The sequence below is a fragment of the Sessilibacter sp. MAH3 genome (genome assembly GCF_054658275.1).
In genome coordinates this window covers 1-15,313 of sequence record NZ_BAAGIE010000050.1, presented here as the reverse complement: position 1 = coordinate 15,313, position 15,313 = coordinate 1, and the positions used below count along the sequence as shown (strand labels likewise).

Below are 15,313 nucleotides of genomic sequence, written 5' to 3'. Positions count from 1 at the left end.
ATTTCAATCACTTACCGTTCTTGAAATTGGCGACACATCCTTGTGTCGCGAGAAACTCTGGTTAATCAGAGTTTCCTTTATTCGACCTTAATTTAATCACTGAAAACTCCGGCTAAACCTAAGCCTCCAGTAACACATCCATGTGCCTTTAAAAAAATTATTCGGATTTTATTTTCTCATTCTCAATTGGGTTAACAAAGCAACATTGTTTTGAAAGCTTGGGCACTCTGAGGGATGAATATGTCCAGTGAGCGTTGAATTGCTGGCAAACGCGGTAAGAATCATCGAAAAATAAATTTCTCCTGCGGCTGTGGTTTTATCAAAGCCAATATAACGATTTGCGGTCGCACAGGCGGGTAAATTTTGAATAACACAATCCAAAGCCACATGAGCATTTACCTGCCCACTAGTTACGATTTCCACAACTTTGCAGTTTTCAAAGTCGTACGCATAAGACAATGAAGAAAACATTAATACAACTAATGCAAATATATATTTCACAACAAGTTCCTTTTATAAATTCCAAAACTGCTAATACTGCTTATTTTTTTGAAAAATTCACACCATAAAACTTTTAAAAAATCAAACGTCGTGGATCATATAGCAAGATTTTACCTGGGTTAATCTCAAATACGTATTTTTGGATCTTTATCCAAAAAGCCTAAAACCAAAGATCAATCAAATAAACCAAAGTGTGAATTATGGATAGATTTGAGAATTAAGATTTCTGACGAAAAACCACAAACAGATTGCACACATTCGCAGGCGGCTAATCGCTAGATAAAGAAAAAAATATCGTAATTTTCGCGAAGGTAATGTTTTAGCGAGAAGTTTAAGAAGGGTAAATATAAGGAAGGGAACCTCTGATTAAACCCTGAAGGCACAAATCAAAGGCTCCTTGGTTATGAAGATTTGGTGATTACAATTTAGAGATTACCGCTTATTCTTTTTCGGATTCTTTTAAAAATTCACGGGCATCGTTTAATCCACCCACATTTTGCAAATTGGTGTAACCCAATTCTTTCATTTTGTTTAAAGCAATATTAGAGCGATGACCAGAACGGCAATACAAATATACTGGCGTGTCTTTATCAGGGACTATACCCAGAATTTGTTCTTCGATTTTGGTATGAGGAATATTCAAAGCACCGTCGACATGGCCCGATTTGTATTCTTCGAGGCTGCGCACATCTAACCAAATGGCGTTATCTGGAATTTCCGCGGCGCTCTCGTTAGCGGTCGCAAAAGTGGCCGTTACTAGCATAAACATTCCGGCGATTAATTTTGAAGCCCGTTGCAGCATGGTCATAGGTCCCTCGTTTAAGTCTGAATTTGTGAAAAACAACGTTATATCGAAAAGTTACGATCTACCAAAAGGTAGACAACTTTATTATTAACTTAGTTCTTGAACAAGTCTTTTGCGTCAATCTGTGATCTTAGTTGGAAGAAAAACGCTTCGGCTGATCTGTTCATCGAAAGCCCAAGTCGATACCAACTGGCGTACTGAATTTGATGATGTTTCTAGGATACGTAATTCGGCACTGAAATCCCCGTGTTCCTAGCGTACAATGCCACCAGTCTATGAGTTTAGGAAAGGTTATGAGCGACGATACTACGCACTTTGGTTTCCAAAAAGTTAAAACTTCCGAAAAAGCCGGCCGCGTTGCCGACGTGTTTCACTCCGTCGCCGCCAAATACGATTTGATGAACGACTTAATGTCCGGTGGCGTTCATCGAATTTGGAAGCGTTACACCATTGAAATGTCTGCGGCACGTCCAAAGCAAAAGATTTTGGACATCGCCGGCGGTACCGGTGATTTAAGCTACCAATTCTCTCGCATTGTTGGCCCAGACGGCTTAGTGGTGCTCGCCGATATTAACGATTCAATGATCAAAGTGGGTCGCGATCGCCTTACCGATCGAGGTGTGGCAGGTAACATTGAATACTGCCAGGCAGACGCACAGTACTTGCCGTTTCCAGACAATACCTTCGATTGCATTACCATTGCCTTCGGTCTTCGCAACGTAACCGATAAAGACATGGCGCTTGAATCCATGTATCGCGTGTTAAAACCAGGCGGTCGTTTGTTGGTATTGGAGTTCTCAAAACCAAACAATCCCGTGGTGGAAAAAATTTACGATCAGTATTCGTTCAGACTTTTGCCAATGATGGGTAAGTTAGTTGCGAACGATTCCGAAAGCTATAAATACCTAGCCGAAAGCATTCGCATGCATCCCGATCAAGAAACCTTGAAAGGCATGATGGAAAACGCCGGATTTAAAGAGTGCGAATACCACAACATGACTTCTGGCATTGTGGCTTTGCACAAAGGTCTGAAAATTTAGGTCTTAACGTTTAGTTTAATGGGTATCTAAGATGTTTGGCCCCACGGTAACCACCACAGCCCTGGCTTCAGTGCAGCTGATGATCAATCAGGCACTGAAGTTCGATCCCGTCAGTAAGCTACGTTTGCAATCTCTCGAAGGTCGTCTGGTACGGTTGACCATTAACAACCCGGCCTTCGTTTGCTTTATTACCGCCATTGACGGTGAACTAAGATTGCAAAGCCATGGCGAGCAGCCCGAGGCGGAAATTCGCGGATCGCTCAGCGATCTGATTAAAGTCTTTATCGAAGGCAAAACCAATCTTGCCGACTCTCAGGTTGAGATCATTGGCAGTGCTGGGCTTGTACAGCAGTGGCAGGAGTTTTCAAAAGACATCGAAATCGACTGGGAAGAAATTATCAGTCAATACGCGGGTGACACCATCGGCCACCAGGTCGCCGAGGTGATTCGAAGCAGCCACGCTTGGGGCAAAGCCCGTCGCGAGAACATACGCAATCAATTGCTCGAATACGCCATCGAAGAAAAGCAGCTTCTGCCCAACCAAGCGTTATTCAAAGATTTCTGTGAGCGCAACCAACAACTCCGTTTGGATATCGATCGACTTGAAGCTCGTATTGAGCGACTCACCCAATTACTAATCGATGACGAGTCTACCTCGAAAGATTAAGCAACATTAAGGAAGACTTGTGCTCGCCCTATTTCGACTTTTGCAGATCATTTTTGCTGCGTTTAAATATCGACTCGATACGTTTATTGAAATCAAACGCCTGCCTTGGTCAATACGCTGGCTTTTATTGCCACTAACGTGGTTACCCAAACCCGAACTGCCCAGAGGCGAACGCCTACGATTGTTCTTTGAACACATGGGCCCGGTGTTTGTAAAGTTCGGGCAGCTCTTATCGACACGCCCGGACCTTATTCCGCCCGATTTGATGAATTTTCTGGATAAGCTCCAAGATCACGTCACGCCATTTCCGAGCGAAGCCTTTGTGGCACTGGTAGAGCAGTCACTGGGTGCACCTATCGATGAGCTGTTTAAAGAGTTCGATCGCGAACCTTTGGCTTCAGCATCTATTGCTCAGGTTCATACCGCAACCCTGCACTCTGGCAAAAAGGTAGTTGTAAAAGCAGTTCGCCCTGGATTAGAACCCACCATTGAGAAAGACATCGCCCTATTGCGAACCGTCGCGTATTTAGCCGAAGCGCTGAGTGCCGATGGCAAGCGGTTACACATGCGCGATGTGGTTGAAGACTATCGCCACACCATTTTTGATGAGCTTGACCTTCAACGCGAAGCCGCCAACGCCAGCCAATTACGCCGTAACTTTGCCAATTCTGACCAACTCTATGTGCCGGAAGTGTATTGGGATTATTGCCGTCGCAATGTGATGGTGATGGAGCGCATTTTTGGTATTCCGGTCACTCATATCGATGCTTTGCGCGAGCAAAATACCGATTTAAAACGTTTGGCTGAGCGCGGCGTAGAAATCTTCTTTAAGCAAGTGTTTGAACACAACTTCTTTCACGCAGACATGCATCCGGGCAACATTTTCGTTTCTACTAAAACGCCCCAAAACCCACAATACATCGCCATTGATACGGCTGTGGTTGGCTCACTGAGTCGCGAAGATCAGTACTATCTTGCGCGCAACATCTTAGCCATGTTCCGCCGTGATTATCGTTTGGTGGCTGAGTTGCACGTATTTAGCGGTTGGGTGCCAGAAGAAACCTCCATTGGTGAATTAGAAGCGGCTATTCGCAGTGTATGCGAGCCTATTTTTGAAAAACCCTTGAAAGAAATCTCGTTCGGCCACGTGTTGATCAGTCTGTTCCAAACCGCGCGTCGCTTTCAAATGGAAGTACAACCGCAGCTGGTTCTGTTGCAGAAGACGTTATTAAACATCGAAGGTCTTGGGCGACAGTTATACCCTGATCTTGATCTGTGGAGTACGGCCCATCCTTATATGGAGCGTTGGATTAAAGATCGCTTTCATCCTAAAGCTTTGTACAACGAACTGCGTAGGTACGGACCGGAATGGATGGAGAAATTCCCCGAGGTTCCGCACCTGATCTTTAATAATCTCGAACAATTACAAGAATTAACAAAGCTCACGCCAGACATTAAGCGCGCCACCAAAGCCTTGGCCGATAGGCCCAGTTCAGGCACCCGGCGCAAGCAAATTGCTACCGCCGCGCTCGTCTTGGCCGCGGCTGCCGCGTGGCCGGGCTTTTTGCCATGGCTGCAAAACCTACCCACAATCACGGTTGTATTGCTCTTGACAGCAGGCGTTGTCTGGTTATTTCGGTAGCAAAACTGGGTTAATTTAGGTTAACCCAGAAAATTGTTGACGAGCATATCTTCATCGATTTCGACAAAGGTTTTCACGACAATCGAAACTCTTTACACTAGCCAGCCTTTGATCTAAGGCAATCAGTTATGGATACAGCGCCCGGAAATAACAGTTCGTCGCCGCTCAGTTGGCTGGATGACGTTAAGTGGACCAGTGACGGTTTGGTACCGGCTATAGCGCAAGACGCAAAAACCGGGCGTATTTTGATGATGGCCTGGATGAACCGTGAAGCCTTAGCAAAAACCGCCGAAACCAAAACCGCCGTCTATTATTCACGTTCGCGCCAAAAGCTGTGGCCGAAGGGTGAAAGTTCAGGTCACGTACAAAATGTTCGTGATATTCAACTGGATTGCGATTCGGACGTTATTGTTTTACAAGTCGAGCAAATTGGCGGCATTGCCTGTCATACTGGACGGGAATCTTGCTTTTACCGCTCTTTGATCAACGACCAATGGCAAACCCAAGAAGCGGTCATTAAAGATCCAAGCGAGATTTACAAGAGCTAAACTTATTTTACCGCTCGAGAAAAACATCTTTAATTTACTGGTAGTGCTATGTCAGACGTTTTGCAACAACTTACCGCGACCATTCAAGAGCGTATCGAAAACTCGGCTCCGGATTCTTCCTATGTTGCCAGCCTACACGCCAAAGGCTTAAACAAAATTCTGGAGAAGGTTTCTGAAGAGTGCACCGAAACCGTTATCGCAGCAAAAGACGCTGCCATAAGTGGTGATAACTCTGAGGTCATCTACGAGATGGCCGATTTATGGTTTCACAGTCTAGTATTACTGGGTCACATGAACATTAGCAGTGACGAAGTGCTGCAAGAACTGGCGCGTCGTTTTAATTTGTCTGGCCTTGAAGAAAAAGCTTCTCGTCAATCAAAATAACAACAGTTACTCAGCACCTTTGGTCGCTGAGCTCTTAGAACATCGAAGGAGTAAGTTATGTTAGGTGGAATCAGTATTTGGCAACTTCTGATCATTCTTGCCATCGTCGTAATGCTTTTCGGCACCAAACGTCTTCGCTCGCTGGGTGGTGATCTTGGCAGTGCCATCAAAGGCTTTAAAAACGCCATGAGCGACGAAGAAAAAGAAGCCAAAGAGCAGCAAGCTCAAGCAAAAGTGGAGCACAACACACAAAGCACCGCTAGCACCGAAAAAGTCAGCACTCAAGATAAAGAAGCCACTAAGTAACCGGGCTTAGTTGCCGCTTTTTAAAGCTTCAGGGAGCACTTTTGTGTTTGATATTGGTTTTTTTGAAATTCTTATCATTGCGGTGGTAGGTCTGCTGGTGATTGGTCCCGAGCGCCTGCCGCAAACGCTGCGCGATATCGCCCTCATGGTGGGCAGAATCAAGCGCGGCATGCGTGATACGCGTTTAGAACTTGAGCGGCAACTGGGCACCGACGATATTCGTCGTCAATTGCACAATGAAGAGGTCTTGCGAAAACTCGAAGATACTCGCCGTGAACTCAATATGACACTCACAGAAGATACCTTTGCAAATCCATCTGAGCAAAACACCCTGTTGCCCAACGACGCCGCTACAACAAACCCAAGTGCTACAACAAACCCAAGTACTACAACAAACCCAAGCCATAAACCCGAAAACAAAGCGGCATCTGGTTCAGAAAATCACCTACCCGCAAGCAATACCGAGGCAACCAAGTCGCAACCATGACTAGTTACGACAACATCAACAAGGATCGTGAGCAAACGCTGGTTGCTCATTTGGTTGAACTGCGCAATCGCCTGCTCAAGGGTGTTCTTTCAATACTGGTTGTATTTGGTGTGCTATTCGCCTTTGCGAATGACATCTACGCGTACATCTCGATACCGTTAAAAACCTATCTGCCCGAAGGCGCCAGCATGATCGCCACGGGTGTGGCCGCGCCATTTTTAACACCGTTTAAAATGAGCATGTTTGCGGCGGTTATTTTAGCCATGCCGTTTTTGTTGTTTCAGCTTTGGTCGTTTATAGCGCCAGCGCTTTATAAGCATGAAAAGCGCATTGCCATTCCGCTACTGATTTCAAGCGTCATACTCTTTTATTCCGGAATGGCGTTCGCCTATTATGTGGTCTTTCCGCTGATTTTCGCGTTTTTCACCAGCGCCGCCCCGGCGGGCGTAACGGTGATGACCGACATGAGTTCTTACCTCGATTTTGTCATCAAATTATTCTTTGCCTTTGGATTTGCCTTTGAAATCCCTGTCGCGACCGTGCTTTTAATCTGGGCAGGCATTACCGATGCAAAAACCTTAGCCAACAAGCGTCCCTACGTGATCGTAGGTTGCTTTGTGGTTGGTATGTTGATGACTCCACCGGATATCTTTTCACAGGCACTGTTAGCCATTCCCATGTGGATGCTATTCGAGCTTGGCATTCTGTTCGGACGATTTATTAAACCTCGTCAGACAGACGCAGACAGCGAAGAAAATCTAGAAGAGAAAAGTGCAGATCTTCACTAGACAATAAGCCCGTCTATTTCGTACTTGACGGTATTGTTTAGGCAAAGAGGCTTTCGATAAGAGGTCTTTTGGACAAGAGAAAGGTTCAGACAAACTAGACAGCTAAACACGAAGAGAAACGGCTCAGGGTACGAATCACTGAGCCGTAAGACGGATTAATTCAACTCACAGCTGGCTCGGTACTCTTGGCGGGTTACGCCAAACGCGCTTTCACGGCAAGCCAACACTTCGTTAAAAACCGACTGAAAGCTGTTTACGACGTCGGGGTCGAACAATCGGCCAGCATTCGATTTAAGATACTCTAAGGCTTTTGAAACTCTCCAGCCCGGGCGATAGGGCCGGTTAGATGTAAGCGCATCAAACACATCACACACCGCAACGATACGGCTGCACAGCGGAATTTCTTTGCCTTTTAATCCCGATGGATAGCCGGTTCCGTCCCAACGCTCATGATGCGTCTGGGCGATGGTTGCCGCCATTTGCATGATTTGCCCGTCTTGGCTGGCCAGCAAACGAGCACCAATATTCACGTGGGAGCGAAGTAAGGTAATATCGTCCGAAGTCATAGGGCCGCTTTTGTACAAAACCTCATCCGGTAATTCGATATTACCCAAGTCATGCAGCGGGCTGGCTTGCTCCAACAAATCACATTCGTCATCGCTTAAACCCATCGCTCTACTCACAATTGCGGCGTACTGTCCGACCAAAGGTAGGTAATCGTGGCGATGAGATTCTCCTCTCGATTCTAAATTCCGAGATAAAACTTCTACTAATTTCAGCTGAGTTTCGTACAGTTGTCTGGTGCGATCGAGAAGTTTAGCTTCACAAACGTCTAAACGTTGTTGAGCATCAGCACCATCAACACGACGTTGCAGTTGTTTTTTAACTCTAAAATCTAAATCACGAAAATTTAATGGCGAAAAAAATACTTCATCCATTAAATTTAAAATATTTTCATTGAAGGTATCTTCGAAATGGTTATCAATCAAAAATAACAACGGCATAGGCAATTCAGAAAAATTCGCCTCTGCTTTTAAGACATCGACACTGTGAGAAATTAAATCACTGCCCAATTGAGCATCAACATACACCAAGTCATAATTTTTTACTTGGCACATGCGTTCTAGTTGGTCACCACTCTCAATAAAATCGACATTAAGGGCGTGTATAGCCTCAACGTAGGATTTCAACTCGTCTTGTAATAGCGGATCACTGACAAACACCAAAATAGAAGCGTTTAACAACAATTCTTGGCTTTGCAGTTGAAAAATGGTTTCTTGGTAAGCCCTAGCCATAGCAATTTCCATTCGCAGCACTGAAAATAAAAACTCGATTACCGATGAATAAGAGTTATTTTGCGCTTGAACTCGTAGACGACTTTAATCCTTGTCGTTACCCCTACCCACACATTTTTCTAATTATTTGTTGAACCCAAAAAAGGATCTCGGGGAGCCCTACAGACATTCATGAGCTAAAAAATACTCTCGATAAGGATAAAAAAAACGCAGAACCGCACATCTATTTAAAGACGGAAACAACGGATTCAACCGCATCGAAAGTTGACTCTCGAATTCACTTAATCAATTTGATTACATACACTTGCAAGCTTAAATACTGCTGGAGTGGGAACCTCCAACCGCTGAGCATCCTGCTTCAATTTCGTTATCTTCCCAAAAGGCTACAAGTTATGTGCGTAGCCATAATAACAAAATATTACAAAAAGTATTAACTGTATAAATTAAAAGTCAAAATTTTACGTTTTTTTCGATTAATAAATAAACACAAAAAGCTCAGCGTGATTATTTTTTTAACTTTTTAACAGCTCATTCAAATGTTCGATTTAGCTTGCTCTAAAAACATGAACGACAGTTACGAATAAATCGATTATGGAAAATAAAATGAATTATTCGAACCGATAAACAACGGTTAAAAACTGACTAAATAAGACTACAAATGATAATAAAAGAAAACTGGCAATTTGATTGATAAATCAAAATAAACCAAAAGATTGCGCTTTCCTGACAGTTATTACAGTCTACGGTTAGAAAGAAATCGTCGGAGTCGTATATCGTAAACAGATAATTAAGAAATAAAGAAAACTCTGACTAACCCAGAGTCTCCCGCGACACGAGAATGTATCGCCGAGTTCAAGAGCGGTAAGTAATTTAAAGTGTGAAGAAACTGGAAATCGCAGTGTCAATTTCAGACCTCTGATTACATCAGGAATGAATTAATCAGAGGTTCTTTTATGTTATACCTCTAACATAAAAGTTACAGGCCCATCATTTAATAAGCTGATTTTCATATCTGCGGCAAAAATACCGGTGGCAATATTGACGTGTTTTTGCTGTATTTTATCAACAAACTGTCGATAAAGTTGCTCGGCAATATCCGGTGGTGCAGCCGATGAAAATCCCGGCCGTGTACCTTTTTTAGTATCGGCAACTAGCGTAAATTGCGACACCACTAAAACACCGCCGTTGATATCCGCGACGCTGTTGTTCATTTTTCCTTGTTCATCGGAAAAAATCCTAATTTTTAAAACCTTATCGACGAGCTTATCAATACTCTCGTTGGTATCGGTTTTCTCGATGCCTAACAACAGCAAAATACCCTGTTGGATTTCACCAACAATCTCACCATCGACAGCGACCGACGCGTGAGTCACTCGCTGAATTAATCCTTTCACAACCTATTCCTATTTCACAAAAAAATCGACGGCGGTAATCTTTGCAATGAACGCACTGGATAATTATGCCGGTGAATCTAAGTCTTTGTTAATTCTATGCGCCATTTCGTTGGTGGCCTTAACCAGCGCATCAATGATCCCGGGCTCGCGGCTCGCATGGCCAGCATCACGAATAATTTTTAATTCTGATTCGGGCCAAAGTTTGTACAGTTCATAGGCATTGTCTAGAGAGCAAACCATGTCATAACGGCCATGAACAATGACACCGGGGATATTTTCGATGGCCTGCATATTGTTCAATATCTGATTTTCTTCAATGAAAGAATCATTGATAAAGTAATGGGTTTCGATACGCGCCAAAGACATGGCCAAATGAGGTTCACTAAAGTGGTCGACGGTTTCTTGGCTCGGACGTAACGTTGCGCACTGACCTTCCCACTGAGACCAAGACTTGGCCGCAGCCATTTTCGCTAATTCGTTATCGCTGGTTAAGCGTTTGTAATACGCTTTGATGTAATCGTCGCGCTCTTCTTCTGGAATGAGCTTACAGAAATGTTCCCAATAGTCTGGAAAAACATGCGCTGCGCCGCCTTGATAAAACCAGTCCAAGTCTTTTTTACGGCAGAGAAAGATGCCTCTAAGAATTAAACCTAATACCTTTTCTGGATAGGCTTGTGCGTATAAAAGACTCAGAGTACTACCCCAAGAACCACCGAAGACTAGCCACTGCTGCACTCCAAGATGCTCACGCAGTGCCTCCATATCGGCGATTAACCCTTGTGTATAGTTATTTTCAAGTTCGGCGTGAGGCTTAGATCGACCGGCACCGCGCTGATCAAACAGAATAATGCGATATTTTTCGGGATCAAAAAAACAACGATCGCCACTGGTACAGCCACCACCGGGACCGCCGTGTACAAACACCACTGGAATTCCATCCGGCGAGCCACATTCCTCAAAGTAGATTTCATGCGGCGATTCGACTTTCAGGTAGTCGCGATTATAAGGTTTGATATCGGGATAAAGACCTAGCATCGGCGTTCCTTATTGGGGGTTATTACAAGCAGCTTACAACAAACTCTTGAAGTAAAGCGAACGACGATCAAATCTTGAAAAACCTGAGTCTAAAAATTCGATGAATGACCAGCGTAGCAATACTCAAAGCGCCGTTATGCACGTTGTTCGATGAAGTATAGCTACTAACTGGGATTAACTCTGTCTTGTGCTCTTAAACCACAACACAATAGCCATTAACACAAGCTCAGGCTTGTTTAAGAGTTTTTTGGAAGGACTTGCTGCGTTTTCCGTTGGGGTTCAGCTGGTGCACAACTTCTCCGCTGCTACGAGCTTCATCTGTCTTGGGGAGGGTTACCGAATCCCCGGTCAATTCTTCGAGGCGTTTGAGTGCTTGGGTGAGAGTTGAGTGAAGGCGCATTTTTAACGCTTGCGGCTGTAAGACTTGTACATTGGGAAGCAGCGGCAACAGTCGCTTGATTAAAGCATCTTCGTTTTGCAACGGCAGATGCAAACAGTAATGCCCGTCTTGCCAGAAGCCATTTTGATCCACATGCCAAAGCTGCGATGCAGCCTCGTAGGCCGCGTCGCCGCTGAATTTTAGCTCTACCAACTGTGGTCGCTGTTGATTAACGCCGTATAGATTATCAAAGTATTTATCGAGGTTTTTCTGGGCAATTTCTCGGCTTCTTGATTTCAAAACCTCAGCATTACCAACCCGAGACAAATTGAAACTGCGCAAACCGCGATGCATGTGGCACCAGGCTTCAAGAATCCAGACATTTTCACGATGCACCAATAATTGAGGACATACCGTGCAATGACTGACGCTACCGTCACTGTTGTTGTAATGCATGGCAATCTGGCGCCGCTCTAAAACACCCGCGCAAATAATTGAGAACACTTCGTCGAAGGTACGCGCTTGCACGTTAGGAATGTATTTAACGCGTGCATAAAACTGATCAGAGTTTATCTTACGAACACGCAGCGCTTGCTCAATAGGAGATTTAAAACCCTCTACTTCATCGGATAACAAACCGCGGCTCAAACCATTAAAATTATTGTGTAAACGAGAAAGGCTAACGATTTCGCTGGCACTCAACCAGAAGTCCGGCAAATTGTAATTCGCGATGGCGCCTTCTCGGTAACGGTAGCCCTGCTCTTGTTCTGAAAACTCAATAGGCGCCGACAAAAAGCTCTGCATTTGTGCAAGCAATTCCGATACTTCCGATTCTGGTGCTTTTAAATCACTACTGATATCTGACGCACTTAGCCAACGACGTCGGGTTTTAAAGAGTTGATGTATGCGCTGTATTTTTTGCAGTTTATTCATAACCCTTAAATCACCCAAATTGTGTATTAATAATCTATTGAACCGATATTTCAGATACCGAAGAGCCAACGTTGCTTATGAACAAAAGCCCATAAAAATCGATAGAAAGCGCCAACTAAAGTAACGTACCAAAAATCGAAATAATATGTGCAATAACAAATCAGTCTAAAATTTAAAAAAACATAACTTTATGAAATAACTACTCGTCGAGCTCTGTATCTTCTGGCGCGTTGAGTTCAACACAATGTCTTGCAGAAATACATCTCGTAAGAAAAATGGCTTAACTGACCGATAATAAATGCCTCAATAAAAGCAAAATAAACACCAGTCGAATTTAAAAATTAATTTGTGATGATTTTGTTTTACTTAAATGCTCGGAAAAAACAGCAGTCAATGTCTACATCTATGACTATTTTATCTGCGACGGAAATCACTTTAACACCGGCAATAACACTTGTTCATGTTGGAGCACATTTTCATTGTTCATCAATCTAACGGTTAATGCTTTCGTATCGGCATTAATATTCACCAAACCAAAAAATTGGAATCCTTGATCGGGATGACTATTGGCTGTAGGTGGAGTTTTCTGAAACACGACTTCAGGGCCAAAGGTATTATCTAAAACATTAGGGCCAAAACCGCCAGCATGCAAAGGTCCAGACACAAACTCCCAGAAAGGTAAGAAATTCTTGAACGCCGCCTTTTTGGGATTATAAAAATGCGCGGCGGTGTAATGCACATCGGCGGTCAACCACACCGTATTATGAATTTCCCGCTCTGCGATAAAACTCAGTAATTCGGCAAATTCTAATTCGCGGCCTTTTGGATCACCGTTATCACCATTTGCGACGGCTTCAACACCACTGGCATTTTTCCAATCTTCCCAAACCACCAATCCAATTGGCATGTCACAAGCAATAATCTTCCAAGTCGCTTTAGATTTAGACAATTCAGAACGCAACCAATCCAACTGTTGGCGACCCAATAAAACCGTGGTGTCACCCGACACAGCTTCGAGACCTTCACCATTGCCCGCGCGATATTTACGTAGATCCAAAAAGAAAATGTCGAGATCTGGGCCATAGTGAATAGAACGATAAATTCGACCGGGTTCTTGGGCAACGTATGCAATGGGTGTCATCTCGTAAAAAGCCCGAGAGGCATGCGCCGCCAAAACGTGAACGGATTTTTCTGTATAACGGCTGTCGTCCAACAAATTGGTTGAAGGTGACCAGTTATTAATAACCTCGTGATCATCCCACTGATAATAGGTGGGCACATGAGTATTAAACTCGCGAAAATGCGTATCTAAAAAATTGTATTTCCACTGGCCGCGAAACTCTTCCAGGGTTTCTGCCACTTTTAATTTTTCGGGCGTAATTAAATTATGCCATGTGCTGCCGTCGGCTAAATGGACGGATTCCTGTAATGGGCCGTCGGCATAAACGGTATCGCCACTGTGAATAAAGAAATCGAGCTCGTGTAAATTTAAGGCACGATAGGTTTTAAAACCACCGCGCGTGGGATCAATTCCCCAACCCTGCCCAACCGTATCGCCAGACCACGCAAAAGCAATATTTCGTGCAATCACCGGTGCGGTTTTGAAGTGACCAAATACGGGCTCTGACGTTGCTTTTAAATCCTCAAGTGCAGCAAAGGTAATTTTGTAATAAACGGTTTTATCACTGAGTAAACGCGTTAATTGAATTTTGCCGGTAAAATCCGAAACCGATAATACGTCTATTGGCGGTAACTGAGTGCTATTAAAAAACTCGGACGAATAACTGTACTCCACGTACATTTTTGCAGGGCGATCACAACGACTCCAAAGCACCGCAGAACTCGCCGTAACTTCACCACACTGCACACCATCGTTCACTAAAGGCCTGTTATTCGCTCTGGAAAAAGCCACCGTAATCGGTCCTGATAACAACGACAAACCCACACCGGCTTTTAGCAATGATCGTCTTGGTAAATTCATAACCCATTCCGTATTTTAGAACCGATACTCAAAATAAGTAATCGCCTTGTCATTCACAGTTGACCTTACCTTAGACGAGATAGATGACAAAACCACGGATTCGGCCAAAAGAAAAAAACCTATTTCGTTTTTATCTAAATTATGTAAAATAGAGCAAAACACAGGTAATCGCCATGAACACTAGCACCTCAAATACGCCTCTAACCGTTGATTATTACTCCGATGTACTGTGCATCTGGGCGTGGATAGCCCAGCGACGCATCGATGAACTCAATCAGCAGCTTAGTAAGCGAATCGAAATTCACTATCACTACATGGACGTATTTGGCGATGTTGATGGCAAAATGAATCGCCAATGGAAAGACCGCGGCGGCTTCTGCGGCTTTGCCGAGCACGTTCGCCACAGCAGCGAAGATTTTGAACACGCACAAGTGCACCCCGATATTTGGACCAAGGTAAGGCCAAAATCTTCGGCGCCTGCGCATTTAATGATTAAAGCCATTGAAAGCGCCTGCGGTGTGGATGCCTCTATAGATTATGCCTTACAAATCAGACGTGCCTTTTTTTGTAATGCGCAAAACATTGGTGATTGGGATATTCTAAAAACACTGGCACACAATAACGGCCTTGATTTTAACGCCATAGAAATCGAATTAAATAACGGTACCGCCATGGCAAAACTGATGGCTGATTACCAACAAGCAAAAACCGAAGGCTTAAAAGGCAGCCCCTCTTATGTTCTGGATAACGGTCGCCAAATATTATTTGGCAATGTTGGTTACCGAATATTATGTGCAAATATCGAAGAGCTTTTACGCAACCCAACCGACGAAGCCAGCTGGTGTTAACTCCAGCTTATGTTAACTACAGAAACTCAGCTTCGTTTTTTATGATGTACTCAAAAAAAAGTAGTTGAAAAACGTGATTTCTAAAGTCTTCACAATTTTCATCACTCATCGTTATTGAAATTACCGACACATCCTTGTCTCGCGGGAAACTCTGGGTTAATAAGAGTTTCCTTCATTACTTTCTGTTACGCCGCTTTGTTTTTAATTCGCGGTTTCAAGTAATAACTGCAATTTCATAACGCAGCGAGTAAATCAACTCGCTGTCCCATAAATAATTCAT

Annotated in this window: 16 protein-coding genes; 9 read left to right on the top strand and 7 right to left on the bottom strand. The window is 43.9% G+C overall.

Annotated elements, in window-relative coordinates; all coding sequences use genetic code 11:
• Positions 1-168 precede the first annotated feature (168 nt).
• Positions 169-501, bottom strand: a complete 333-nt coding sequence (locus ACYQ2C_RS18115) for a hypothetical protein (protein ID WP_460104551.1) — start codon at positions 499-501, stop codon at positions 169-171.
• A 439-nt stretch (positions 502-940) separates the two neighbouring features.
• Positions 941-1,309, bottom strand: a complete 369-nt coding sequence (locus tag ACYQ2C_RS18110; protein WP_460051634.1) for a rhodanese-like domain-containing protein — start codon at positions 1,307-1,309, stop codon at positions 941-943.
• Positions 1,310-1,599: 290 nt separating this feature from the next.
• Here ACYQ2C_RS18110 and ubiE point away from each other — a divergent pair, with 290 nt between their 5' ends.
• The 8 genes from ubiE (at position 1,600) to tatC (ending at position 7,168) form a co-directional block, all read left to right on the top strand.
• Positions 1,600-2,346, top strand: a complete 747-nt coding sequence (gene ubiE, locus ACYQ2C_RS18105; protein WP_460051633.1) for a bifunctional demethylmenaquinone methyltransferase/2-methoxy-6-polyprenyl-1,4-benzoquinol methylase UbiE — start codon at positions 1,600-1,602, stop codon at positions 2,344-2,346.
• Between the two features lie 31 nt (positions 2,347-2,377).
• Positions 2,378-3,013, top strand: coding sequence for a ubiquinone biosynthesis accessory factor UbiJ (locus ACYQ2C_RS18100; protein ID WP_460104552.1), 636 nt, complete (start codon positions 2,378-2,380; stop codon positions 3,011-3,013).
• 19 nt (positions 3,014-3,032) lie between these two features.
• Positions 3,033-4,655 carry a ubiquinone biosynthesis regulatory protein kinase UbiB gene (ubiB, locus tag ACYQ2C_RS18095; protein WP_460104553.1) on the top strand — a complete coding sequence of 541 codons (1,623 nt, stop codon included), beginning with the start codon at positions 3,033-3,035 and terminating at the stop codon, positions 4,653-4,655.
• A gap of 128 nt (positions 4,656-4,783) precedes the next feature.
• Positions 4,784-5,203: a phosphoribosyl-AMP cyclohydrolase gene (hisI, locus tag ACYQ2C_RS18090; RefSeq protein WP_460051629.1), complete on the top strand. Its 420-nt coding sequence runs from the start codon at positions 4,784-4,786 to the stop codon at positions 5,201-5,203.
• 48 nt (positions 5,204-5,251) lie between these two features.
• Positions 5,252-5,587, top strand: a complete 336-nt coding sequence (locus ACYQ2C_RS18085; RefSeq protein ID WP_460051628.1) for a phosphoribosyl-ATP diphosphatase — start codon at positions 5,252-5,254, stop codon at positions 5,585-5,587.
• 57 nt (positions 5,588-5,644) lie between these two features.
• Positions 5,645-5,893: a Sec-independent protein translocase subunit TatA gene (gene tatA / locus ACYQ2C_RS18080; protein ID WP_460051626.1), complete on the top strand. Its 249-nt coding sequence runs from the start codon at positions 5,645-5,647 to the stop codon at positions 5,891-5,893.
• Positions 5,894-5,936: 43 nt separating this feature from the next.
• The gene (tatB, locus tag ACYQ2C_RS18075) at positions 5,937-6,380 is read left to right on the top strand and encodes a Sec-independent protein translocase protein TatB (protein WP_460104554.1); all 444 of its coding nucleotides are present in this window, start codon (positions 5,937-5,939) and stop codon (positions 6,378-6,380) included.
• Entirely contained in the window at positions 6,377-7,168 is a 792-nt protein-coding gene (gene tatC, locus ACYQ2C_RS18070; protein WP_460051623.1) for a twin-arginine translocase subunit TatC, read from the top strand. Before tatB ends, tatC begins: the two co-directional genes overlap by 4 nt.
• Before the next feature lie 155 nt (positions 7,169-7,323).
• Here tatC and ACYQ2C_RS18065 read toward each other — a convergent pair whose 3' ends face one another.
• The 5 genes from ACYQ2C_RS18065 to ACYQ2C_RS18045 form a co-directional block, all read right to left on the bottom strand.
• Positions 7,324-8,463, bottom strand: a complete 1,140-nt coding sequence (locus ACYQ2C_RS18065; protein ID WP_460104556.1) for an HD domain-containing phosphohydrolase — start codon at positions 8,461-8,463, stop codon at positions 7,324-7,326.
• A gap of 956 nt (positions 8,464-9,419) precedes the next feature.
• A complete protein-coding gene (dtd, locus tag ACYQ2C_RS18060; RefSeq protein WP_460051620.1) occupies positions 9,420-9,857 on the bottom strand; it encodes a D-aminoacyl-tRNA deacylase in 438 nt (145 codons plus the stop codon).
• 63 nt (positions 9,858-9,920) lie between these two features.
• Entirely contained in the window at positions 9,921-10,892 is a 972-nt protein-coding gene (gene pip / locus ACYQ2C_RS18055; protein ID WP_460104557.1) for a prolyl aminopeptidase, read from the bottom strand.
• A 226-nt stretch (positions 10,893-11,118) separates the two neighbouring features.
• Positions 11,119-12,204 (bottom strand): helix-turn-helix transcriptional regulator, encoded by a 1,086-nt coding sequence (locus tag ACYQ2C_RS18050; RefSeq protein WP_460051618.1) that lies wholly within the window; start codon positions 12,202-12,204, stop codon positions 11,119-11,121.
• A gap of 430 nt (positions 12,205-12,634) precedes the next feature.
• The gene (locus tag ACYQ2C_RS18045) at positions 12,635-14,185 is read right to left on the bottom strand and encodes an alkaline phosphatase D family protein (protein ID WP_460104558.1); all 1,551 of its coding nucleotides are present in this window, start codon (positions 14,183-14,185) and stop codon (positions 12,635-12,637) included.
• A gap of 173 nt (positions 14,186-14,358) precedes the next feature.
• On the opposite strand from ACYQ2C_RS18045, the gene ACYQ2C_RS18040 reads away from it, so the two are divergent.
• Positions 14,359-15,033, top strand: coding sequence for a DsbA family oxidoreductase (locus ACYQ2C_RS18040; RefSeq protein WP_460104559.1), 675 nt, complete (start codon positions 14,359-14,361; stop codon positions 15,031-15,033).
• Positions 15,034-15,313 lie beyond the last annotated feature (280 nt).